This is a genomic window from Vibrio sp. B183 (assembly GCF_000740665.1).
In the GTDB taxonomy this organism is placed as follows: domain Bacteria; phylum Pseudomonadota; class Gammaproteobacteria; order Enterobacterales; family Vibrionaceae; genus Vibrio; species Vibrio coralliilyticus.
Map to the genome: position 1 here is coordinate 99452 of NZ_JPQB01000007.1, position 23017 is coordinate 122468.

General features: G+C 43.5%; 21 protein-coding genes. 17 read left to right on the forward strand and 4 right to left on the reverse strand.

Annotation, left to right across the window (positions count from 1 at the left end; all coding sequences use genetic code 11):
* The first annotated feature begins 259 nt into the window (after window positions 1-259).
* The 9 genes from IX95_RS09265 to IX95_RS09305 all read left to right on the forward strand — a co-directional run bounded on the left by IX95_RS09265 (window position 260) and on the right by IX95_RS09305 (window position 9853).
* Window positions 260-1489 (forward strand): DUF3440 domain-containing protein, encoded by a 1230-nt coding sequence (locus IX95_RS09265; RefSeq protein WP_051912517.1) that lies wholly within the window; start codon window positions 260-262, stop codon window positions 1487-1489.
* 12 nt (window positions 1490-1501) lie between these two features.
* The gene (locus tag IX95_RS09270; protein WP_038159045.1) at window positions 1502-2122 is read left to right on the forward strand and encodes an IbrB-like domain-containing protein; all 621 of its coding nucleotides are present in this window, start codon (window positions 1502-1504) and stop codon (window positions 2120-2122) included.
* Between the two features lie 129 nt (window positions 2123-2251).
* Window positions 2252-2758: an outer membrane protein gene (locus tag IX95_RS09275; RefSeq protein WP_051912519.1), complete on the forward strand. Its 507-nt coding sequence runs from the start codon at window positions 2252-2254 to the stop codon at window positions 2756-2758.
* A gap of 135 nt (window positions 2759-2893) precedes the next feature.
* Window positions 2894-4144, forward strand: a complete 1251-nt coding sequence (locus IX95_RS09280; RefSeq protein WP_038159047.1) for an aromatic amino acid transporter — start codon at window positions 2894-2896, stop codon at window positions 4142-4144.
* Between the two features lie 124 nt (window positions 4145-4268).
* Complete coding sequence (locus IX95_RS09285; RefSeq protein ID WP_038159049.1) at window positions 4269-4985, forward strand: response regulator; 717 nt, start codon at window positions 4269-4271, stop codon at window positions 4983-4985.
* A gap of 22 nt (window positions 4986-5007) precedes the next feature.
* A complete protein-coding gene (locus tag IX95_RS09290) occupies window positions 5008-6315 on the forward strand; it encodes an ATP-binding protein (protein ID WP_038159052.1) in 1308 nt (435 codons plus the stop codon).
* An 82-nt stretch (window positions 6316-6397) separates the two neighbouring features.
* Window positions 6398-7174, forward strand: coding sequence for an outer membrane protein OmpV (ompV, locus tag IX95_RS09295; protein ID WP_038159055.1), 777 nt, complete (start codon window positions 6398-6400; stop codon window positions 7172-7174).
* Between the two features lie 87 nt (window positions 7175-7261).
* Window positions 7262-8173, forward strand: coding sequence for a VirK/YbjX family protein (locus IX95_RS09300; RefSeq protein WP_038159057.1), 912 nt, complete (start codon window positions 7262-7264; stop codon window positions 8171-8173).
* A gap of 273 nt (window positions 8174-8446) precedes the next feature.
* Window positions 8447-9853 carry a tryptophanase gene (locus IX95_RS09305; protein WP_038159375.1) on the forward strand — a complete coding sequence of 469 codons (1407 nt, stop codon included), beginning with the start codon at window positions 8447-8449 and terminating at the stop codon, window positions 9851-9853.
* Window positions 9854-9888: 35 nt separating this feature from the next.
* Here the strand turns inward: IX95_RS09305 and IX95_RS09310 are convergent, their stop codons facing one another.
* Window positions 9889-11052, reverse strand: coding sequence for an MFS transporter (locus tag IX95_RS09310; RefSeq protein ID WP_038159059.1), 1164 nt, complete (start codon window positions 11050-11052; stop codon window positions 9889-9891).
* Between the two features lie 118 nt (window positions 11053-11170).
* On the opposite strand from IX95_RS09310, the gene IX95_RS09315 reads away from it, so the two are divergent.
* A complete protein-coding gene (locus IX95_RS09315) occupies window positions 11171-12097 on the forward strand; it encodes a LysR family transcriptional regulator (RefSeq protein ID WP_038159061.1) in 927 nt (308 codons plus the stop codon).
* A 27-nt stretch (window positions 12098-12124) separates the two neighbouring features.
* Here the strand turns inward: IX95_RS09315 and IX95_RS09320 are convergent, their stop codons facing one another.
* The gene (locus IX95_RS09320) at window positions 12125-12580 is read right to left on the reverse strand and encodes a hypothetical protein (RefSeq protein ID WP_038159064.1); all 456 of its coding nucleotides are present in this window, start codon (window positions 12578-12580) and stop codon (window positions 12125-12127) included.
* Window position 12581: 1 nt separating this feature from the next.
* Window positions 12582-13214 carry a winged helix-turn-helix domain-containing protein gene (locus IX95_RS09325; RefSeq protein WP_038159067.1) on the reverse strand — a complete coding sequence of 211 codons (633 nt, stop codon included), beginning with the start codon at window positions 13212-13214 and terminating at the stop codon, window positions 12582-12584.
* A gap of 791 nt (window positions 13215-14005) precedes the next feature.
* On the opposite strand from IX95_RS09325, the gene IX95_RS09330 reads away from it, so the two are divergent.
* Together IX95_RS09330 and IX95_RS09335 are read left to right on the forward strand one after the other, a co-directional pair.
* Window positions 14006-15109, forward strand: a complete 1104-nt coding sequence (locus IX95_RS09330) for a sugar diacid recognition domain-containing protein (protein WP_038159068.1) — start codon at window positions 14006-14008, stop codon at window positions 15107-15109.
* A 121-nt stretch (window positions 15110-15230) separates the two neighbouring features.
* On the forward strand, window positions 15231-16367 hold the full coding sequence (locus tag IX95_RS09335) for a glycerate kinase (RefSeq protein WP_038159070.1): 1137 nt from the start codon (window positions 15231-15233) through the stop codon (window positions 16365-16367).
* 36 nt (window positions 16368-16403) lie between these two features.
* Here IX95_RS09335 and IX95_RS09340 read toward each other — a convergent pair whose 3' ends face one another.
* Window positions 16404-17126 carry a 4'-phosphopantetheinyl transferase family protein gene (locus IX95_RS09340; protein WP_038159073.1) on the reverse strand — a complete coding sequence of 241 codons (723 nt, stop codon included), beginning with the start codon at window positions 17124-17126 and terminating at the stop codon, window positions 16404-16406.
* A gap of 190 nt (window positions 17127-17316) precedes the next feature.
* On the opposite strand from IX95_RS09340, the gene IX95_RS09345 reads away from it, so the two are divergent.
* The 5 genes from IX95_RS09345 (at window position 17317) to IX95_RS09365 (ending at window position 22946) form a co-directional block, all read left to right on the forward strand.
* Window positions 17317-18081 carry an ABC transporter ATP-binding protein gene (locus tag IX95_RS09345; RefSeq protein WP_038159076.1) on the forward strand — a complete coding sequence of 255 codons (765 nt, stop codon included), beginning with the start codon at window positions 17317-17319 and terminating at the stop codon, window positions 18079-18081.
* Window positions 18075-18956 (forward strand): iron-siderophore ABC transporter substrate-binding protein, encoded by an 882-nt coding sequence (locus tag IX95_RS09350; RefSeq protein WP_038159079.1) that lies wholly within the window; start codon window positions 18075-18077, stop codon window positions 18954-18956. The genes IX95_RS09345 and IX95_RS09350 overlap by 7 nt, the downstream gene beginning before the upstream one ends.
* On the forward strand, window positions 18953-20929 hold the full coding sequence (gene fhuB, locus IX95_RS09355) for a Fe(3+)-hydroxamate ABC transporter permease FhuB (protein ID WP_038159082.1): 1977 nt from the start codon (window positions 18953-18955) through the stop codon (window positions 20927-20929). Before IX95_RS09350 ends, fhuB begins: the two co-directional genes overlap by 4 nt.
* A gap of 100 nt (window positions 20930-21029) precedes the next feature.
* Complete coding sequence (locus IX95_RS09360) at window positions 21030-22685, forward strand: multidrug ABC transporter permease/ATP-binding protein (RefSeq protein WP_038159085.1); 1656 nt, start codon at window positions 21030-21032, stop codon at window positions 22683-22685.
* 57 nt (window positions 22686-22742) lie between these two features.
* A complete protein-coding gene (locus IX95_RS09365; RefSeq protein ID WP_006962378.1) occupies window positions 22743-22946 on the forward strand; it encodes an MbtH family protein in 204 nt (67 codons plus the stop codon).
* The last annotated feature ends 71 nt before the right edge of the window (window positions 22947-23017 follow it).

A 23017-nucleotide genomic window follows, 5' to 3' on the forward strand; every position in this document is an offset into this window, starting at 1 on the left:
GCAGTTGTCGTTACTCCACGAAAGTTAAGCTTACGCTTCTACAGCTCGATATATTAGTTATTAAGGATTATTTATCTTTCTAAAGAAATTTTGAGGGATTAAATAATGATTAATTCATAAGTGCCAATATGCTACGTGGATTATTGTTCTTAGTTATATTTATTGCATTGTTGAAGCGAATTTCCAGCTATTAAACTTTTTTACTTCTGTTTACTCGCTAAACAATTCTCGCCACTCATGTTTATGAGGATTTGAAGAAATGACCAAGCTCAATACAGGCCGTAAAAAACAATGGCTAGATGAGGATGTATTTGAAGCTGCTAAAAGCAGGGTTTCCTATATATTTGACCATTTTAATCACTTCTATGTATCTTTTTCTGGAGGTAAAGACTCTGGAGTTCTGCTTAATTTAGCTATTGAAGAAGGCGAACGAAGAGGCCGCTTACCTATTGATGTTTTAATTGTTGACTTTGAAGCTCAGTACATTGAGACGGAAAGGTTTATTAAACGCATGGTTAAGTCCAACAAGATTCGTCCATATTGGGTTTGTTTACCTATAAGTTTGCGTAACTCTGTCTCGCAGTTTGAGCCTAAATGGTTATGCTGGGATCCCGAGAGCAAACACCGTTGGATCAGAGAACTTCCCAACTCTATGGGTGTGATAAGTAGCGAGCAAGCTTGGCCATTCTTTTATACAGGTATGGAGTTTGAAGATTTTGTATTCGAATTTGCTAGCTGGTATCAACAATGTAAAGCAGAAAAAATCGCGGTACTCATCGGTTTGAGAGCTGATGAATCACTTAATCGTTTTAACACAGTCAAAAATCGAAAAAAAGAGAAGTACCAAAGTCGTTTATGGACAACAAAAATGCAGAAAGACGTTTTTATGGCTTATCCCATTTATGATTGGAAAGTGTCTGATATCTGGGTTGCCAATGGACGTTTCAGTTGGGACTACAACCATGTTTACGATTCGATGCAAAAAGCAGGAGTTCCACTTTCTCAACAGCGATTATGTCAGCCTTTTGGGGATGAGCAACGAAAAGGCTTGTGGTTATATCAGATGATTGAGCCTGAAACCTGGATTAAATTGCTTTCAAGAGTTGAAGGTTGCAATTTTGGGGCTCGTTATACCAAAGAGCAGGGAAGAGTACTAGGTTACTATCGCTTTGAGTTGCCAGACGGTTTTACTTATCGTGAATACAGCAAGTATCTCTTGAAAACCATGCCCCCACACTTGGAGCGGCATTACCGTGAGAGAATATTCAAGTTTTTGTGGTGGTGGCGAAAACATGGTCCGGATAAAGGAATTCATTACATTCCAGATGCAGCAGACAGAAAACTTGAGTCAAAAAAACAAGTTCCGAGCTGGAGGAGGATATGTAAGGTACTGATAAAAAATGACTATTGGTGTAGAGGTCTATCTTTTGGTTATACCCGAGCGGCTAACACTATGCGTATTGATAGCAGTGTCCGTGAGATGCTTTAGGGAGATAGTCTGATGACCAGCGAAAGTAAAGCATTTTTCAATCACGTGAGTCGCCTCAATCAACAGCTTGACAATATCGGAGCGTGGGTTGCGCTCTACAATAGTGTTTCATCCTGCCTTTTTGAGTCCATTCCTGCGCTACCTCCAGTATGTAATGTTCAACTATTGGCTATCCATCTCATCGAATCCAATAGTTATAACCCCAATAAAATGGCTCGACCTGAAGGGAAGCTCCTAAAACACTCTATTGCAATAGATGGATTAACGATGCCAATTATCGTTAATCGGATAGAACGAGCAGGTAACTACGTTTTAATCGATGGCTTTCATCGTTTTGAACTATTGAAATCTCATCCAGAACTTCAACCTATTCCAGGCTATATTCCGTGTGTTGTTTTTAACAAAACATTAGAAAACAGCATGTCGACATCGGTCAGACACAACATTGCGAGAGGTGTCCATCAGGTTGAGCTCACCTCCAGTTTGGTCATGACACTTCGACAACTTGATTGGAGTAATGAACGTATAGGTAGAGAGCTTGGCATGGATAAGGATGAAGTACTAAGAATGCAGCAAGTCAGCGGATTAGCGGCTGAATTCAAAGATCAGCATTTTTCACAGTCTTGGGAGTGACTGCTTCTGCATCAACAATATTGAACGAATCCTTACATTTCTTGAATATATTGTTTCAATTATGATCCTGTAATTGAATGGTGTTTTATTTTATAAATTGCGCAATTAGAAAGTAATGAGGTTAAAGAAATGAAGAAGTCTCTACTGTTAATTGTTATGTCTGTTTGCGCACCACTAAGTGTTAATGCTGCTAGTTCGGGGAATTACTCCACCTACTTTGGGATGAGTTATGACCATTCTCATGTGAACTTAAATCATTACGGTGAGAACATGGATGGCCTGCATGCTCAGGCTGGGACGGATATGGAAAACTTTGGTATCAAGGGAAGCGCCACGAGTTTGTCTAATCATGGTGAGGAGCTTGATAACTATTCGTTCGCTGTTGATAAAAAGTTTGCACTTCTTGATCAAAAAGCTTACATCGCTCCAGAAGCCGGTGTTAATTACGCGAGATATAACAGTGATTTATTAAAAGTAACAGACTTTGGGCCCGAAGCGGGGATTAACCTGGGATACAACATTAATAAAAACTTTGCGATAGAAACGAGCTATCGACATTCATTCGGCTTGACCAATAATGACATCAATATTGACCAAGATAGCGTCAATCTAGGGTTAAATTATCGATTCGACTAGTTGTTAATTTAATATTTAATTAATAAATAATTATTAATTGCAACATAAATCCAAGCGCTAGAGTTACATCTCTGGCGCTTTTTCCTTTTAAAAATGACCAGAATAAAAAGTTAGATAATTAAAGAAGGTGAAAATATGGATTATGTTGAAAGTAATGTTCAAAGCCAAAAGAAACCATCGATTTTCGGCGGAGCCTGCATCATTGCATGTGTTTGTATTGGAGCAGGGATGTTGGGGTTGCCAGCTGCTGGAGCAGGTGCATGGACCTTGTGGTCTGTTATTGTGTTGAGCATAACAATGCTGATTATGTCGGCGAGTGGTTGTTTGTTGTTAGAAGCACTCAAAGATTACCCTTATAGGTCGTCTTTTTCTTCGGTAACTAAAGATTTACTTGGTAAGCGTATTAGCTTTATCAACAATGTAATGATTTATTTTGTCGGAGGTATTCTGCTTTACGCCTATATTACTTCATCAGGCTTGATCATTCATGAATATTTTGGAATTGAACCAAAGTTGGCTTCTATATTATTTGTCGTATTCTTCTCTATTTTTGTTTGGCACTCGACTGAAGTGGTTGATCGAATTTCGGTCGTACTTCTGCTGTTTATGGGGTTTAGTTTCGTATTTTCTGTTACTGGGTTAGTTCAAAGTATTGATATTTATACCTTAGTTAACCAGAGCCATTTCGCTCAAGGTCAATACGTATTTGCTTTATTGCCTGTGGCGCTGGCCTCATTTGGTTACCACCACACAGTATCGAGTATGCGTGACTATTATTTGGATGAGCGTAGAGCTCAAAAGGCGATTTTAGGTGGCACTTTTATCGCGCTTTGTACTTACCTAATTTGGCTTATTAGCGTTTACGGCAATCTATCTAGAACCGAATTTCCAGAAATCATTGCTCAGGGTGGAGATATCAATGTATTACTCCAGCACCTAAAGACATCAGTGTCTACAGCAGCTTTGTATAAGGTTATCAGTGCATTTTCAGCCGCCGCCATTCTGTCGAGCTTCATTGGCGTTGGGCTAGGTGTATTTGATTTCTTAGCGGATGCTTTGCAGTTTGAAGACAACAAGATAGGACGAACAAAGACTTGGCTCGCCACATTTATTCCTCCATTGGTCATTTCGATACTTTTCCCATTTGGCTTTTTAGTCGCAATTGGGTATGCCTCTGCGGCAGCAGCCATTTGGGCGTGCATTATTCCAGCGATGTTAGTCAGAAAAGTCAGATTAAGAAATCCAGTGCTGAGTGAGAACCCGAATTCATCTTATCGAGTCATTGGTGGTGACTGGGTGTTGATTTGTGTATCAATTTTTGGCGCGCTCATCATTTTTATTCAAATCGTATCTTTTTTCGGTGGACTGCCAACTTATGGGAGCTAACGTCCGTCTCATAATTGAACTGTGTTCAAAATAAATCTATTGGGCTCATCTTTGTTACGGTAATCCTTATAGCTTTAAGCTAATATTACTCAATCTCAAATTCAGAACTCTGGTTATATAGTCGATGAGCTCTTTGCAATCCTTATTTATTGTTGAAGACGACGTAAAGCTTCGCTCAATGCTGGAAGAATACTTCGTTAAACAAGATTTTGAAGTCACTACTTTCGAAGACGGTAGCAGTGCTGTTGATGCTATTGTTGAGCAACAGCCGGATCTACTTTTACTTGATCTGATGCTGCCGGGAATGGATGGCCTGACAATTTGTAGACAGATTCGAGCGAAATACTCCGGTAAAGTCTTAATGTTGACGGCAAGTGATGATGATTTTGACCATGTTGCAGCACTTGAAATTGGTGCCGATGATTTTGTCAGCAAACCGATAAAACCACGCGTATTACTCGCTCGCATGCGGATGCTATTAAGGCGAGGCCCAGTTGGGGAACAGTCTGCTGAGGTAGATTCCAAACCAGTGAATACTCTGACATACGGCCAACTAAGCCTGAATCAAGCGCGCAAAGTGTGTGTTCTTGATGGTGCTCAGGTCAGCATGTCTGACAGCGATTTTGATCTGCTTTGGATACTGGCTAGCGCTCCGGATGAAGTGTTATCGCGCGACTTTCTGACCCAAACGTTGAGAGGTATCGAATACGATGGTTTGGATCGTACGATCGACAACAAAGTGGTCAGTTTGAGAAAAAAACTGGGTGACAATTCCGCGACACCTAAACGCATCATCACTGTCAGAGGTAAAGGTTATTTGTTCGTACCAGATAGTTGGTAAAAATTTTTGAGGATAATGAGGTATGCGCCGAATCTACATTGAGGCATTTTTCGGGTTGTTGGTGTTGTTCACCCTGAGTCTGGTGGCGTATGAAATCATTATTTATCAACTTAATACAGACTATGACTATGTTCTAGAAGACTTAGAGGGCGCCGCATTTAGGGACGTCCTAATGACAATTTCAGACCATCAGGGTAAAGATCAAGCTTTGATAGTTCTGAATGAGTTTATCGCCAATACTGCGAAAACATTGACGGCTTTTCCGAGCTCTGATGTGCCGGAGGAAGTGAAAAACTACTTCACTAATGACCGTATTCACCCATTCACATTTTATGACGACGAGCGTGATTTCTGGTTCATGTTATCGTCACCAGACACCATCTACCGAGTTCAACCTGACGTCGAGTCTGACCTTCGCAAAGCCATAGAGTTTGATGACGATATTCTCTGGGGATTTATTCTGGGCGGTTTCTTTATCTACACCTCGGGACTTATTTGGTTCTTAAGCAGGCGAGTTCGTACTCTTGAAGAGGTTACCATAAAATTTGCGCAAGGTGATTTCAACTCTAGAGCGCCAACGGGCAGTAGACATCGTGTAGGCTCTCTCAATGATAGTTTTAACTACATGGCTGATAAGATTTCCGATCTTATTACCAGTAACCGCTCACTTACCAACTCCGTTGCCCACGATTTAAGAACTCCCGTTTTCCGCATTCAATGGCAGGCTGAAATGCTCCAGGATGAGAGTCTAACTAAGGATCAGCACGATAAAATCGCCAGCATCATTGAAGATACGGAAGAGATGGAGCAAATGGTCGATGAGCTTCTCTATTTCGCCAAGGTAGAGCGCCCAGACTCAGCGCTTAACATTGAAGCCATTGAGCTCGACCCGTTTATGCACGGACTGACGAACAAACTGCCTGACACTAAAATGAACTTGGTGTCGTTAGAGGTTCAAGACAATTTGTTTGTCGAGGCAGACAGCGCACTGCTCAAAAGGGCAGTCAATAACCTGCTTTCTAACGCGTTGCGCTATGCGGATCAGAAAATCCAGCTTTCGGCGAAGTTAGAAAATGAAACCATCCTATTTACTGTTGAAGATGATGGTCCAGGAATTCCCACCGATCACTGGAACTTTATCTTTGACCCTTTCTATAGTGCAGACCCCTCTAGGAACAAAGCCAACACTGGCTTTGGGTTAGGACTGGCGATTGTTAAATTGATCGTTGAACGTCATGGAGGACGCGCCGAAGTGGGTGCAAGTTTACTTGGTGGAGCTAAATTTACTCTACAAATCCCACGTATGTCAGATGAGTCTGACAAACGGTGACAAAGGCGTGACAAAGTAAAGATATTGTCAGGGTGAATCGTTTTGTACAGTGTTCATAACAAGTTAACACAAGGACAAAACGATGAAAAAGCTAACGATTCTAGTTTCAACTTTAGTAGCGGCAACAGCGGCACATGCCGCCGGTGATACATACATTCGAAACGGTAACATTTATACCAAAGAAAATAGCTGGATTGCTGAACTAGGTGGAGCAGGCGTAAGCGATCTCTACAAGGATCAGAAACATAACGCGACGCTTCTTGGTAACTTTGGTTACCAAGGCGAAGATTTCAATGCGAGCCTGCAAGGGATCAACTACCGATTCCTTGGTAATACTGGTGATATGTTCAACATGAGTGCCTACTTGGGTTCCTCTGGCTTGATGTATGACCATGACACTTCAGATTTCCTGAAAGGTATGGACAAGCGTAAAGCGAGTCTGGACCTTGGTATCAACGCTGACTTCCACTTATCTCAAGGCACCATTTCTACTTACGCTCAGCATGATGTTACCGATACTTACGATGGCTACCTAGCGGGTGTAACTTACTTCTTGCCAATGAGTGTTGGCAGCATGGACCTAGTCCCATTTGCTGGTTTGACTTATCAAAGCAAAGATTACGTGGACTACTACTTTGGCGTAAAAGACAAAGAAGCGACTCAAGCACGCAAGGCGTACAAGGGAAGCGGTGATGTATCTTACAACTTAGGCTACAAGCTTGTCCTTCCAATTAATGACAGTTGGGAGCTTACCCAGACGACGGCTTACACTCGTCTTGGCGACAACATTGCGGACTCTCCAATTGTTGATAGCGCAAACCAGTGGACCGTTGGCGCGACCGTCGCATACCGTTTCTGATCTCAGCAACTATCTCCCAAGGCCTGACTGACCGTCAGGCTTTCCTCCTTCTATTTTTAACCGCTGCGTTTGAGTGTTAGTGAATCTATGTCTGCCAACTACTTCCATTTTGTTAAATCCCTCCCTCGCGTTGCTGAGAGTGTTTACCCAGATATCCGTGGGGTGAAAAAGCTTCGCTATAACGCCCGTTTTTGTTTGTGGTCAATGTTCAAACCTAATGTGTTGAAACAAATGCAGCAGTTGTTTGATCAGCCGGAGTTTCGTCCGATCCAAGAGACAAACCCAAGGATGTTTGAAAAGCCCCTAAAACCATTCGTTTGTCTCAAGTGGCGCCCTCAACAAAGGGCTGCAAAAATCTATGAGCACTTTCAGACGCTACACCAAATGTACGGGCGCGCATTCCTCGACTTTTATTCTGAAGAAGGTTGGTGCTTGATGGATATTCAGGATTGCAGACTCATGTTGTGTGCGGGTCCTGAAAGGGAAGGGTCTTTGGCTTTGAAGTTGGTCGATGAGAACAAACAGGACTTATTCACTTTAGCCTTCAATATCTCATCGTCGCCAAAACGCGAAATCCACATTGGAGCCTTGCAAGGCCCGGGCGATCATATCACTGGTCGTGGTGAAATTATTAAAAGCCTGACGCGCGGAATGCATGGGCTTCGCCCCAAAGCGCTCATGCTTGAGGTATTGCTTATACTTGCACGTGAGTGGGGTGTTGAATCGGTGTATGGCATTACTAATAAGGGCCATGTCTACCAAGCACTAAGATATACAGGCTCTAAGCGCTCAAGCATCACGTATAACTATTCTGAATTGTGGGCAGAATATGGTGGTGTAGAGGTATCAAAATATCTGTATCAAATACCTCTTTGTCCTGCTCGTAAAGATCCAAGCTCATTGAAAAAAGCGAAGCGACGCCTTTACACAAAACGTTACGCCTGGCTTGAAGATACCCAGACAACAATTCGTCAGCGTCTTGGTGAACTGCTGTGCTGACTAAGTAGATTTAACTAAAATAGCCCGATGATTATCGGGTTTTTTAATATCTGATATTAGTTTCAGTCTGGCAGTGTAATTCCAATGATTTAAGCATAATTTACACATAACTTAATCTTCTGTTTTAGCTTTCGACCCTATGTTTTGGCTTAGCGACTGAAGCATATGCGACTTAGACGCTTACTAAAAACATAAACAAAACAGAAGGTAAATTTTATGCCAAATCCACCAGAATCTTGTAAAGCTAAGTGTGTTAATAGCACCGACAAACGTATGGACTATATTCCGGAACCATATCGAATCCGAGTGGTAGAGCCTGTACGTAAAACAACGCGCCAAGAACGAGAAGAAGCATTAAAAAGAGTTGGCTATAATCCATTTTTGCTTGATAGCGACTATGTATTTATTGACTTGCTCACTGATAGTGGGACTGGCTCTGTCACCCAAAACATGCAGGCGGCGACACTGAAAGGTGATGAAGCATACAGCGGAAGTCGAAGCTATTTTGTTTTAAAAGAAGCGGTGGCGGATATTTTCGGATATCGACACACTATTCCAACTCACCAAGGGCGGGGGGCGGAGCAGCTTTACGTACCTGCGCTAATAAATAAGCGTGAGCGTGAAAAAGGTTTAGAGCGTCAACATATGGCTGCGATCTCAAACTACTTTTTCGATACTACTCAAGGACATACGCAGCGACACGGTTGTCGAGTAGTAAATGTTCCAACGGAAGAAGCATTCGATACCTCAGTTGAGGCGAACTTTAAAGGCAACTTTGATATTGAAAAGCTCATCTATTCAATAGAGGAAATTGGTGCCAAAAATGTTCCTTATATTGTGAGCACTATTACCTGTAACTCTGCGGGCGGGCAGCCCGTCTCTGTAGCAAATCTCAAAGAGGTATATGAGATCGCGCAAAGTTATGACATACCTGTCGTGATGGACTGCGCTAGGTTTGCAGAAAACGCTTACTTTGTGAAGCAGCGAGAGCCGAAATTCAAAGATTGGACAATCGCGGAGATTACCCGTGAATCGTTCCAGTATGCCGACATCTTGTCTATGTCGGCAAAGAAAGACGCGATGGTTCCAATGGGTGGACTGCTGGGCTTTAAAGACGATAAGCTTTCTGATGTTTTTCAAGAATGTCGGACTTTATGTGTTCTACAGGAGGGGTTTCCGACTTATGGAGGCCTCGAGGGCGGCGCAATGGAGCGGCTGGCTGTTGGGCTTTATGATGGTATGCGCGAAGAATGGCTAGCTTCTCGATTACAGCAGATTCGTTATCTCGTTGATGGGCTGGAAAGTCTGGGGGTTGAGTGTCAGCAAGCTGGGGGCCATGCTGCCTTTATTAATGCAAGTAAGATCTTGCCTCATATCCCCGCTGAGCAATTTCCCGGGCATGTATTAGCGTGTGAACTCTTCAAGATAGCAGGAATACGTGGTGCTGAAATAGGTTCGTTATTGTTAGGAAGAAATCCTGAAACTGGAGAGCAATTACCTTGTCCGACGGAGCTACTTCGGCTTGCTGTACCACGAGCAACATACACTCAAGCACACCTCGATTATGTGATTGATGCCTTCAAAGAAGTGAAAGAAAAGGCTTCCGGTATGGAGGGATTGAAGTTTACATATGAACCACCTGTTCTGAGGCATTTTAATGCTGAATTCGAGCCTGTATAAAACGAGGAAAGCCGACAATGAGTCGGCTTTTTATGTTACTGGGCGAGCATGTCACGCTTATTTGCGGCATTAATAAGTAATATGCCTACCAGAGGGACGATAATGGCTGCGTAAGGGATCATACTGGCTCCCAGTTGACTGTCCAAAATAGTTCCGCCAATAAACCCTCCAAATGCGTTAGCCAAGTTAAAAGCAGAGATATTTGCAGTTGCCGCTAGTTCCTGTCCTTTACCACCGTGCTTCATGACTCGCAGTTGCATTGCTGGTACATTGGCGAAAGAAGCAATGCCGAAAATAAAACTTGCGACAACGAACAGCCATTGATTCTCTGATACCAGACCAACAACGATTAGTGATAGAACCATGGCAACAGACCAAAATAGTGATGCCTTTGCTAAGTCTTTATCTGATGAACGCCCGCCAAGATGGTTACCGACAATCAGGCCAAAACCGACGACGACCAAAATCCAAGTTACAGCATGGTAAGAGTAACCTGCGACATGTTGAGCAATAGGGGCGATATAGCCGTAAAAGGTCATGAAACCTGACCAAGCAAGCACAGTAATAGAAAGGCTAATTAGCAGCATCGGATTCTTAAAAGCCATGAGTTGATCTTTCACGTCAGACTGAGCTTGAGCGTGATCGGGCTTGATAAATAAAGCAATGGCCAAGAATGCAACAATGCCGAGTATTGAAACCGTAATAAATGTTGTGTGCCAGCCAAGCTCAAGCCCTATCCACGTACCTCCGGGAACGCCAAGCACATTCGCGAGTGTTAAACCTGCGAACATTTGACCTACAGCACGACCTGCCATTTTTTCTGCCACCAGGCTAGTTGCGACAACGGAACCTATGCCGTAAAAAGGCCCTTGTACCAATCCAGTAATGACTCTGCTCACCATCAACACGGTATAGTTTGGCGCAAAAGCAGAAATTAAGTTTCCTGCGATGAATAGCAACATTAAAAACAGCAAGACGGGCTTTTTATTAAATTTAGCCAGATAGATAGTAAGAATCGGTCCGCCGAACACGATAGCAAGAGCGTAGGCGCTGATAAGATAACCTGCTTGTCCTTCGGTGATTCCCATAGAGCCGGAAACTTGGGTGAGTATCCCGGCAATTACAAACTCTGCGGTGCCAATAGCAAATGCAGAGAGAGTGAGTATCCAAACCTGCAATGGCATTTTCTGATTCGTCATAATTGTATCTCGGTAATGAAATTGATGATTTCATTTTATGTATTTGCTCATTATTGATAATTGGGTGAAAATTGAAATCATAATTCAACCAATCTGAATAATGATAAAGAGAAAGAAAATGGATAAATTCGCGGATATGGAATTGTTCACTCTGATCGTCAAGCATCAGGGGTTGGCAAGTGCTGGCAGGGAACTTGGTCTGTCGCCAGCGAGTGTGACATCAAGGCTTCAAGCGCTTGAAGAGAGGCACGGAGTGAAGCTTCTCAACCGCAGTACGCGGCATATTGCGCTAACAGATTCCGGTCTCAATTATTATGAGTCTTGTCTGCAGATATTAGAAAGTGTCCGTGAAGCGGAAGCAAAACTGCACAACACGACGGTTCAGATAGAAGGGCAAATACGAATTTCAGCCCCCAAAGACATTGGCAAGCAATTTGTGATGCCAGTTATCGATACTTTTCAGCAGCTCTATCCCAAAGTAGTACCTCATCTGTTGTTGCATGATGACTTATTTAGCTTGTCTGAAAGCAACGTCGATCTCCAGATTCGCTATGGCTCACCTCCTGATAGTGGCATGATTGCCAGAAAGCTAGCAGTGAGTGAGCGTGTTTTAGTAGCCTCTCCTGCTTATATTGATAAGTACGGTTTGCCAAACGAACCTGAACAACTTCAGTCACACCAATGTTTGTCTTTGCTGAGGAATGAGCAAGAAATGAAGCTCTGGCACTTCCAGCACAGGGAATCTCGTTCAAGTTCATCCCAAGAGGTTTTGAGCTTCCGTTGTTCTGACGATGGTGAAGTGATAAGGCATTGGGCTAAGGAAGGTAGTGGAATTGCGCTTAAATCGAGGTTAGATGTTGAAGCCGATGTTAGATCAGGGGCATTGCAAATTCTTCTACCAGATTTTCGCGTCGACTTTAAACCAATCACCTCTATGAACGATTCTGAGCTTTATGTTGTGTACCGCGAGCGTAAGTATCAGCCTAAACGTCTAAAGCTGTTTCTGAAATATTTGAACGCTGTTTTTTGTGAAGAAGCAGGGTAATCAGCAACCCTGCTTAGCAAGTGAAAGCTACTCCCAAATATCCAGTTTTCCTTCTATCTGCCCTTTGTGAATATAAAAGCGTGGGAAAGACTGAAATATATAAATATCATTGCCTTGGCGTATCAATCGGTAAAACAGGAAGCGATAACCTGAGGATATTTGGTTGAAGTGGTCATTGGAATCTTCTTGGTTGTCATCGATGAGCTTTGTCCTTGAATAGACAAAATAAACAGTTTGCTCACCAATTCTCAATTGTCTGGCTTCAACCTTCCATTTTGATAGGAAGTTCCCTTGTTGGTCTTGCTTGGTTTGCAGAGCTACCACTTTGCCGCGATAACAGGTCATGAATACATCTCGTTCGTCATCAGGAACATGAAGATTGATTGAATACTGACAGGTAGAACCATTCAAGAAGGCGTAAGTAAGAATCAGAAATAACGCGCCAACAGTGATAAAAGAGATGGGTACGAGTTTTTTTACCATCTTACTCTACCTCCATAAGACCGCTATGTGACGAGTAAAAGTAATGACCTGACTTACCGTTCACTATTTTAGGGTTGAATGTTTCTCCCTTAACAGTACATACCGTGGCTTTATTGTTGTATGTATGGCAATCAAGGCTAACCCATGAAAAAACAATATAGAAAACGCTATAAAGAGTAATAATAATGGTGAGAAAACATAGGTATAGTTTGGCTTTTGAAATGGACTCCGAAATAGGGTTAGCCTCAAAAACCAATGGCTCAAGATTATTACTTTCCTTTTCAACAGGTTTTAGTATCGGTTCATGTTCAGAGAAATCTAGCCTATAGCCTTTTCTTGGAACGTTGACGATCTTTATATTGTCCATTTCCAGAACTTTTCTTAAATTTGTTATGGCGACAGGCAGGGAGTTTGGACCTATAATATCAGGTCTTCCCCATGCTTCGACAATTAAGTCATCTTTGCTTACGACGCTATCTTTTTCGGTTATTAGCTTCTTTAACACGCTACTTTCTGGAATAGTGATAGAAAAGGATTTATTTGCATCTAACACAATCTGCGCACCCGTATCGCTTCGACATAGGATGCAATTACCAACAGGAAGACTAAAACTGTCTATATGTGGTTTTGTCATATTTTTTCCTTCTACAAAAGCATGCATTACTCATCTGTATCATTTAGATGTTGTAATTATTATTTTGATAAATGAAGACTAATTTATATCTAAATTAGTATAACTATATGCTTATTTAGTGATCTGAAGCACGATCATAGCGCCTTACAGAGATGGGTTTTGTAACGATATGTAGAGCTCATTTAGAATATTTCTGACGTATTTACGACAATCAGGTTAAAAATTATCAAAAAGAGGGCTTCGGTAAGTAGGGGAGGAAGTGAAGCCCTGGAAAATGGGATATATATCTTAATAACTTAAATATCTTGTAGGAACAATGTTACGGAAAGTCTCTTTCCTCCTTTTTCAATTAAATATTCTTGCATCCATGTTGCATCGTCTTTTAATAATTTAAATGTACAGTGAACATTAGCGCCTGAAACTAGTTTGTTATCACACATATCCAAAAATGATTGGGTAGAACGGCATATTAGAGTTTTCAATATCTTTGACCTAGTTAAATACTAACGTTTTATATATTAAAATTAATAGGTGTCTTTGTTACTAATAAATGATTAATTTATATTGTATTTATCTATTAGATAACTTTAAAGTTGATAAAAACTAACTAATTAGTAAAGGACAATGCTGGAAGTGAGGAATCGATATTGTGATTAGCAATGCTAGCAGGCTACATACGCAAGACACCCGTTTGTCACTTTTGTGCAAAACAATGAAAATCTTGTAGGAGCAAGGTTAGAGATCTGTCAGACTCTCTAAAGTATAAGAAATCAAAGAGTTCAGGGACGATCATGCTAGATGCTCAACTCGCTCAACGAATTGTTGATCGCACAATGCCGATTATTGGCTACAACATTAACGTGATGAACAATGCAGGTCTTGTGGTCGCAAGTGGAGAAAGCTCGCGTATAGGTCAGACACACGACGGGGCATTGTTGGCATTAAGCAGAAAGGCTTCAGTTGAAGTGACCTCAGAAGACTGCAAACTCCTCTCTGGCGTCAAACCTGGTGTTAACCTTCTTCTCAAACATAAAAATGCCATTCTAGGTGTGGTTGGCATCACTGGTGAACCTAATGAGATTCGTGGTGTAGCTGAGCTTGTGGCAATGACGGCTGAGCTTATCATCGACCAAGCCGACTTATTGGAAAAAGTTCAACGTGATAGACGATACAGAGATGAGTTCATCTTAGCTTGTCTAACAGGGCGCTTGTCTTCCTCCGAAATGCGAGATGGTGCTGAACAAATCTCAGTGAATCCGAGTGATTCATGGGAGTTGTTACTGGTCGAGATGCCTACTCAAGATAGCTCCACAGCAACACTCACAGAACGTCTTTACCAAAAACCGGGTCATCACCTTTGTGCTCATTTGTCAGCACGCCATTTAGTCATTTTTGTTCCGACAGAACAGCCCTTGAGTGCAGATAGCGTAAATGAGTGGCTTCACTGGTTAGAGCAAACACCATGTCGAAATCTAAAGGTTTCAACAGGAAAATTTGCCCGCAGTCTTGAGGAGTGGCAAACCGCTTACAACTCGGCGCTTCAGGTAATGAAAATAGGGAAGGCGGCACGTCCCAAGAATGCGGTGTACCTTCTCGATGATTATCAATTGCCTGTTTTGTTAGCGCCATTACATGGTACTTGGCAGGGAGAGCAACTGTCACAAATGACAGCGACCTTGGTCGAGCATGATAAATCAGGCCAGCTTATCGCGACCTTGGAGGCCTACTTTGATGCAAATGGCAGCGCAAATGACACGGCTTCCAAATTGTTTATCCACCGAAATACTCTGAAATACCGTTTGGACAAGATCACTGAAATTACAGGATTTGAGACAACAGATTTCTCTCATATGGCGCAGCTTTATCTGGCGATTCAGCTTGGTAAGCTTAGTTAGATTGTGCATATTTACCATAATTAAGTTTTATTTAGCTTGTATTTTGTTAATTTGCACAATGATGCGGCTCTTTTTTTGTCCCATAATGTCTACAGTCATCAGTGGAAAGGAATAGGCCAGTATGAAGATTGTTATCGCTCCAGACTCATTCAAAGAAAGTTTGTCCGCAATAGAAGTCGCTCAATCAATCCAGGCGGGGTTGGAAAGAGTATGGCCTGATGCTGAGTTTTTAAAAGTGCCAGTAGCAGATGGTGGTGAAGGTACGGTTCAGTCTTTAATTGACGCCACTTCAGGACAAAAAGTATTCACTGAGGTAACTGGACCATTAGGTAAGCCAGTGCAAGCTTTCTATGGCGTGTTGGGTGACAACAAAACCGCTGTGATCGAAATGGCTGAAGCAAGTGGTTTACACCTTGCCACAGCAGAAAAACGAGACCCTAAGATTACAACCAGCTTCGGAACTGGTGAGCTGATTAAGCACGCGTTAAATCAAGGTGTAACCAAGCTGATTGTTGGATTGGGGGGCAGCGCGACTAATGACGCTGGCGCTGGGATGCTTGCTGCATTAGGTGTTGCTTTCTTAGATAAAACAGGCGAAGAGTTTGTGCCTGTTGGCGGTGCAAGCCTAGCAAACCTAGGAAGTGTTGATACTTCCAAGCTGGATCCGCGACTGCAGCAATGTGAAGTGGTCGTCGCGTGTGATGTAGATAACCCTCTTTGTGGTGATAAAGGTGCATCCGCTGTATTTGGACCACAAAAAGGGGCAACTGAGCAAGATGTGGCCCTGCTGGATAAATCTCTAGAGATTTTTGGCCAAGTAACAGAAAAAAATGCTGGCGTTGATGTGCTTACTGCGGCTGGTGCCGGTGCAGCTGGTGGAATGGGTGCGGCTTTACTTGGTTACGCTAATGCAGTGTTAAAGCCGGGTATAGAGATTGTTCTGGATACGGTTGAGCTAGAATCGAAACTGATAGGCGCGAATTTAGTGATCACTGGTGAAGGCAAAATTGATGACCAAACGGTTCATGGCAAAACTCCCGTAGGCGTATCAAAACTGGCTAAGCAATTTAATCTTCCTGTTATTGCGATTGCGGGTTGTACTGGAAATAATTTCCAAGCAGTCTATGAGCACGGTATTGATGCTGTCTATGCCTGTTTACCTAGGCCAATGTCGCTGCAAGAAGCATTTGATGAAGCCGCAAGCAATCTAGCAAACGTTGCGGAAAACGTGGCTCGGACTTATCAGATAAGTCACTAGGTTCAGCGAATACGGCAGTGATTAGCACTGCCGTCATTATGCTGCCACTTTAGATAGACAAATCACACACTGTTGAAACCATGCATAGTGACTCTCCAAAGTCCTAGAAATTCCTTTCGAAATCAGATACTGGTTCGATTCGAACCTTAAACTATTTTTACCACTTTTCACTAAACGAACGACATCGAACTCAAGGATCTCCTGAACTTGAGGGTAGATAGCTTTGTAGAGTGATTCTTTCGCTGAAAACAATAAAGTGACCGCTTCATTTCGGCTCAGACCTGTTTGAGCAAGCAGATCTATCTCCTCTTCTCTAGCGATAAAAGCGTGAGTATCTTTTACTTCCTGACCTGAAAGGAGACGTTGGATGTCGACACCGATATGATGATCTGCCAGCTTTTCTTTCCTCTCGACCACTGCAACCGCGTAGTTTTCACAGTGAGAAATTGAGCCGCTAAGGTGAGGTGGGAAATTGGGAGAACGATCTAAATTTATGCCTATTTGATGAGATTCTCCAAGGAGAGCAAGAGCATTGTGAGCCGCAGAGCGACCTGCGACAAATTCAGCCTGACGTGAAAAGTGCGCCTTCTGTATGGAATAGGGTAGCTCTTTTCTCGGATAAAGTGACTTAGGGAACAGTGACTTATCGTATGACACGATGCAAACCACCAGTTCCGTTTGATTAACAGTGAATGGCAGGTTTGGAAGCCCTTGAAGCCAGTTTTGTTTATTTTTAGTACTTTCAGTCAGCGTGTTCATTTCTTAAATCTACCGCTCTTAACCTAAGCTCAGGCCTTATATATCAACCAAATACCTTAACAATTGTGTATATAATTGCAAATGAAAATGGTTTGCATTTATATATTTACTGTTATATAACTTCCACCTTGTTAATCAGTCGTTTTTTATTGATTAACCCTATGTAAAAAGAGAGTTTAAGGGAACGGATATGCTCGAAGCTAGAAAACTAGCATTTAGCGTTGGCGACAGAAGCTTGTTGTCAGATTTTGATATGAATTTTGAACCAGGCAAGATTTACGCTCTGGTTGGCCATAACGGCTCAGGTAAATCAACGCTACTTAAACTTCTCGCACAGCAACAAAAATCCACCAGCGGAGATGTCTTGCTACAAGGCAAATCAGTTTCCGATTGGTCAGATAAGAAATTCGCTCAGCAAATCGCCTATCTTCCTCAGCATTTACCACCTACCGATAGCCTTTCAGGAAAAGACCTAGTGAGTTTTGGCCGCTACCCATGGCACGGCTTACTTGGGCGTTTAGGTACGAAAGATAAAGAATTCATCCAACAAGCGATGCAGATGACGGATACGGAAAAGTATGCAGACCGCTTGGTTGATACATTGTCGGGTGGTGAACGTCAGCGAGTGTGGTTAGCCATGCTTCTGGCTCAGAGAACTCAATATCTGCTTTTGGATGAGCCCTTGTCTGCTCTTGATATCGCTCACCAAGTAGGAATGCTTGAACTAATAAAGAAACTGGCAACTGAACTCGAATTAGGCGTTCTTATCGTGATACACGATATCAACATGGCCGCTCGCTTTTGCGACCATATAGTGGCACTTCATAGCGGTAAAATGATCGCTCAAGGCTCTGTCTCTGAAGTGTTTAACGAACAGCAGCTAAACGATATTTATGGTATCGAAATGCAGATCACCGACCACGCTGCAGGTTATCCGGTTGCAATGCCATGCTAAACATCAAACGAATGACAATCGCCTGTATTACTACGTTGACGGTAATCATGCCTGCCATGGCTGGAACAGAGGTGTCACAAGATAAATTACGAGTGATGTCCATTGACTGGTCTCAGACGGAAACCATGATTGCTCTTGGCGTTACGCCTGTGGCATCGGCTCAACAGTCGGATTACAACGACTGGGTGAGAAGTCCGAAAATACCGGATGAGACTGTAGATGTTGGCCTGCGCACTCAACCCAACCTAGAAAGATTATCTGAGCTAAACCTAGACACCATATTCCTGTCTCCTCGTTTCGCTTCGCTTGAGACTCAGTTATCTCGTATTGCACCTGTAAAAATTCTTGGCCTGTATAAAGTGGGTGAGGTTAACTGGGAGGCCGTCACTGATTTCACTCGCCGCATGGCAAAAGAGGTTAACGCTGATAAGCAAGCTGAACAGCTTATCGCCAATAGTGAAGCTGAATTGAATGGCCTCAAGGCAGCACTGCCTGACAACCTGCCTCCAGTGCTTTTAGTGCAGTTTATGGATACCAAACATGTTCGAGTATTTGGTGAGAACAGCATCTATAAAGTGGCATTGAATCAGTTGGGCATTCAAAATGCTTGGGACAAAGCCACTAACGCATGGGGCTTTGCTCTCACAGGCGTTGATAAGTTACAGGGTATCGATGCGCAATTTGTCGTCATAGAACCTCTTCCTGTTGGCGTAAAGGAACATTTAGCGCAAGACCAATATTGGCAATATTTGATTGAGCAAACGGGTCGTCCGGTAATCACCGTAAAACCAACATGGAGTTTTGGTGGTTTACCCTCAGCGATGCGTTTCGCTAATTTGGTCACCTCTGCTCTGGCTGAGGAGGTCACCCAATGAGAATCTTATCTCTAAGTCTTGTCGCGATACTCGCGGCATTTATGCTGACCATTGCAGGATTTCAATTGAATGCCTCTGGCAATTTTTCAGCAGGCGTGAATAGCCTTTTCCAAGCAGATTGGATGTCGCCAGAATCAGTTAGATTGCATCTAACTTGGTGGCCTAGATTTTTCACGACACTGATTGCAGGTGCTGCTTTGGCTGCTGCTGGCGTACTGATGCAGCAAGTATTGCGTAACCCTTTGGCGTCACCATCCACTTTGGGTGTGGCAAGTGGTGCCAGTTTTGCCCTTATGATGGCAACCTTGTATGCCCCTTGGTTACTGACGTTTTCTAAATCACTGATTGCTTTGCTTGGTGGTGTGGGAACAATGGCACTGGTATTTGCACTGTCATGGCGTCGTGCACTGTCACCGACTGTTGTGGTGGTTTCGGGTCTGGTCATTAACCTCTACTTCGGTGCCGTCAGCACTGTTCTGTTAATGATGAATCAGGATAAGCTGGCTGGTTTAATGATTTGGGGGGCGGGTTCTCTCGTTCAGACAGGATGGTCTGATATTGCTTATCTCGCGCCAAGACTCGGATTAGCGATTGGTATTTCATTCCTCTTCGTTAAGCCGCTAACCTTGTTGGAATTATCTGAAGAAGGTGCTAAGAGTCTTGGCGTGTCTCTGGCGAAGCTGCGCGTTATATGTCTTGGTCTTGCAGTGTTACTGACATCTTGGGTGGTTGCTAAAGTTGGCGTGATTGGCTTCGTAGGTCTCGCTGCTCCAGCGATTGCTCGTGCAACTGGTGTGCATCGTCTTGTGCCTAAGTTAATCGTCTCCATGCTGTTAGGTGGTTTACTACTAACGCTTACGGATCTGCTTATCCAGCAGCTCCCAGGTATTGCCGCCATGATTGTGCCAACTGGTGCCGCAACTGCCGCATTAGGTGCTCCTCTCTTATTGTGGTTACTGCCAAGGTTGTCGATGCGCAGTCAAACCCAGACGCAAACAGTCATGACGCGTCATAGTGAGCAAGTTAAGAGCCTCAACCACCATGCCATTGCACTGGTTGCGCTCGTTATCCCAGTCGCTTTGTTTATCTTTAGTACCACTTCAATTCAAAGCTCTGGTTGGCAGTGGCTAGTGTTCTCAGGTGAGTGGAACCTGCTTGAGTGGCGTTGGCCCCGACTTGTTGCTGCCGCCTTAGCTGGTGTGATGTTGGCTACCGCAGGTACGGTGATTCAGCGTTTAAGTGGTAACCCGATGGCGAGCCCTGAAGTGATCGGAATCAGCTCTGGTACCGCTTTGGGTTTGATCATTGCCATGTTCTCTGGCATTGGCGTTAGTCTCGTTGGCTTGTATCTAGGTGGACTTGTGGGCGCGATGGCATCGCTATCTGTGATTGTTCTTTTGAACCGCAAGTCTGGCTTCCAACCTGAACGTGTGCTGCTGACTGGTGTCGCTATTACAGCTCTGATGAACGCCGTACAAAGCTTCGTATTGGCGGGCGGTGACCCACGTAGCTATCAAGTTTTAGCCTGGCTTTCTGGCTCCACTTACTTTGTTACAGAGACGACCTTAATTCCTTTAGCAGTCGCGACTTTCGTGCTTGTTGGCTTTAGTTTCTTAACGGCTCGTTGGCTGGACATATTACCTTTGGGAGAGGCCAGTTCTCGCGCACTTGGAGTGAAAGTAGGGCAGGCGAGAGGTTTGCTATTACTGCTGGTGGCATCGCTGACAGTTAGTGCCACTCTCGTTGTTGGCCCATTGAGTTTTATTGGTTTGATGGCGCCGCATCTCGCTCGTTTGTTTGGTTTTAGCCGCGCTAGAGAACACCTGATTTGTTCAGCGCTTGTCGGTATGGGATTAATGCTACTGGCTGATTGGCTAGGACGCCAAATGTTGTACCCACAAGAAATCCCGGCTGGCTTGGTTGCGTCTTTGATTGGCGGTATGTACCTGATGTGGGGACTTCGCAGACTCTAATTTTTAGTCATGAGGGAAGCGATGCTCAGGTTCCCTCAATGCTGTTTTAAAATTTGTTGATAATGATAATCACAATAATAATTAATAATATGGATTTGAGATGAAATTACTTTTTCAGTTGGCTCATAAACAACATAAAGCGCTCGCTTTGGTTATTTTGCTGAGTGTGGCAAGTGCCTTTCTCAGTATAGGCGTGATTGCTTTTATTCAATATGAACTATTGAGTCAGACAACCAGTGTTCATAGCGCTATCTGGCAATTTGCTGGATTGCTGGTGCTTCTATTGATCACGGCGACCGTTGCGCAGGTGTCACTGCACAAGTTGGGCCACCAATTTGTCTATTCAAAGCGTTGTCAATTGGTTAAGCAACTGATTAACACGGATATAGAACAAATAGAAGATGTTGGTAGTGCTGGGGTGCTAGCTTCACTGAACACCGATATTCGTAACATTACTATTGCCTTTGTTACCTTGCCGGAAATGATTTACGGCTTAGTACTTACCGTAGTGGCATTATCCTATCTTGCGTTCCTTTCACTACCTCTATTTGGCGTAAGCCTGCTGATGTTAAGTGTGACTGGTGTTATTGGTTACGGACTGGTGACTCGAATCACTTTCCACGTTCGCCAAGTACGTGAGTTGGAAGATAAGCTTTATCACGACTATCAAGCATTGATTGACGGGCGCAAAGAGCTATCACTGAATCCTAGTCGTGCTCGTCGTTATTTTGAGGATGAGTTTGGTCCCAATGCCGCGGGTTATCGAGACGAAGTCACAAGAGCGGACATCTACAATGGCTTTGCTGCCAACATGGCTAACACGATTGTACTGGCACTGATTGGTCTGAACTTTTATCTGGCGCTGGGTTTAGGTTGGGCTGGTTTTGACGTCGCTTCTACCTTCGCTCTGGTCATTTTGTTTATGCGCATGCCGCTTATGGCCGCGGTCGGTGCGCTGCCAGGCCTTATTAGCGCCAATATTTCTATGCGCAAGCTTGAATCTCTCGATTTAAGTGGCAATGAAAACCTTGTTGAGGCTAACGAACAACCAGAAGTATTTGAAGGCATCGATCTCCAACAGGTGACTTACGAATACCGTGCTGATGGCGATGACCGTCCTTTTAAAGTTGGCCCGATCAATTTTAAAGCTTCGAAAGGTGAGATGATTTTTATCATCGGTGGTAATGGCAGCGGAAAATCAACGTTTGCTCGTTTACTGACCGGCCTTTATCGCCCTCATACAGGTAACGTTCTCTTGAACGGTCAACCTATGACTGAGCTCAACTGGCCTCACTATCGCCAGCAATTTTCTACCGTATTCAGTGACTTCTATTTGTTCCACCAGATCACCAATGGACAAGGCGAAGATGTTCCAGAGGCCGATATCAAAGAGTGGATGGACCGCCTGGAAATGAGCCACAAAGTGACTCAAGAGAATGGTCGCTTGTCGGATGTTCGTTATTCACAGGGGCAGCGTAAGCGTCTTGCGTTACTGATGGCCGTTGCTGAACAGCGAGGTTGCATGCTTCTCGACGAATGGGCGGCAGATCAGGACCCTCGCTTTAGAAAAGTTTTTTACCAACAGTTACTGCCTCTGCTTAAAGAGCGTGGTGTGACTGTAATCGCTATTACCCACGATGACCGTTACTTCGATGCGGCAGATCGCATTTTCAAAATGGACAGTGGGCAACTGACGGAACTCGATACTGCGGATAAATCACAAGCTCAACAAGCAGTAGAAAGTGTCGTCGCTTAACGAAACAACAATCCAGAAAATCAAAACAATAAGAACAACGATCTAGTTGAGGATATTATGAGTATTGACAGCCCAAACACAGAATTTACCGTCGTCATCAACCCACAAGAACAGTACAGCATTTGGCCTACTTATCATCCAATTCCTAATGGATGGAAAGCCGTTGGTGTTACTGGCAACAAAGAAACTTGCCTTGCCCACATAAATGAAGTGTGGACTGACATGCGTCCAAAAAGCCTGCGAGAAGCGTTAGCGGAGTAACATCACTCTATTTCGCTTAATTTTGGTGCCTGCTGTTTAGGTACCTGACATTTAACAGTTTTTAGGTATAT

Coding starts and splice junctions, on each gene's coding strand:
- IX95_RS09265 (WP_051912517.1), top strand. CDS start 260: ATGACCAAGCTCAATACAGGCCGTAAAAAACAATGGCTAGATGAGGAT.
- IX95_RS09270 (WP_038159045.1), top strand. CDS start 1,502: ATGACCAGCGAAAGTAAAGCATTTTTCAATCACGTGAGTCGCCTCAAT.
- IX95_RS09275 (WP_051912519.1), top strand. CDS start 2,252: ATGAAGAAGTCTCTACTGTTAATTGTTATGTCTGTTTGCGCACCACTA.
- IX95_RS09280 (WP_038159047.1), top strand. CDS start 2,894: ATGGATTATGTTGAAAGTAATGTTCAAAGCCAAAAGAAACCATCGATT.
- IX95_RS09285 (WP_038159049.1), top strand. CDS start 4,269: ATGAGCTCTTTGCAATCCTTATTTATTGTTGAAGACGACGTAAAGCTT.
- IX95_RS09290 (WP_038159052.1), top strand. CDS start 5,008: ATGCGCCGAATCTACATTGAGGCATTTTTCGGGTTGTTGGTGTTGTTC.
- ompV (WP_038159055.1), top strand. CDS start 6,398: ATGAAAAAGCTAACGATTCTAGTTTCAACTTTAGTAGCGGCAACAGCG.
- IX95_RS09300 (WP_038159057.1), top strand. CDS start 7,262: ATGTCTGCCAACTACTTCCATTTTGTTAAATCCCTCCCTCGCGTTGCT.
- IX95_RS09305 (WP_038159375.1), top strand. CDS start 8,447: ATGGACTATATTCCGGAACCATATCGAATCCGAGTGGTAGAGCCTGTA.
- IX95_RS09310 (WP_038159059.1), bottom strand. CDS start 11,052: ATGACGAATCAGAAAATGCCATTGCAGGTTTGGATACTCACTCTCTCT.
- IX95_RS09315 (WP_038159061.1), top strand. CDS start 11,171: ATGGATAAATTCGCGGATATGGAATTGTTCACTCTGATCGTCAAGCAT.
- IX95_RS09320 (WP_038159064.1), bottom strand. CDS start 12,580: ATGGTAAAAAAACTCGTACCCATCTCTTTTATCACTGTTGGCGCGTTA.
- IX95_RS09325 (WP_038159067.1), bottom strand. CDS start 13,214: ATGACAAAACCACATATAGACAGTTTTAGTCTTCCTGTTGGTAATTGC.
- IX95_RS09330 (WP_038159068.1), top strand. CDS start 14,006: ATGCTAGATGCTCAACTCGCTCAACGAATTGTTGATCGCACAATGCCG.
- IX95_RS09335 (WP_038159070.1), top strand. CDS start 15,231: ATGAAGATTGTTATCGCTCCAGACTCATTCAAAGAAAGTTTGTCCGCA.
- IX95_RS09340 (WP_038159073.1), bottom strand. CDS start 17,126: ATGAACACGCTGACTGAAAGTACTAAAAATAAACAAAACTGGCTTCAA.
- IX95_RS09345 (WP_038159076.1), top strand. CDS start 17,317: ATGCTCGAAGCTAGAAAACTAGCATTTAGCGTTGGCGACAGAAGCTTG.
- IX95_RS09350 (WP_038159079.1), top strand. CDS start 18,075: ATGCTAAACATCAAACGAATGACAATCGCCTGTATTACTACGTTGACG.
- fhuB (WP_038159082.1), top strand. CDS start 18,953: ATGAGAATCTTATCTCTAAGTCTTGTCGCGATACTCGCGGCATTTATG.
- IX95_RS09360 (WP_038159085.1), top strand. CDS start 21,030: ATGAAATTACTTTTTCAGTTGGCTCATAAACAACATAAAGCGCTCGCT.
- IX95_RS09365 (WP_006962378.1), top strand. CDS start 22,743: ATGAGTATTGACAGCCCAAACACAGAATTTACCGTCGTCATCAACCCA.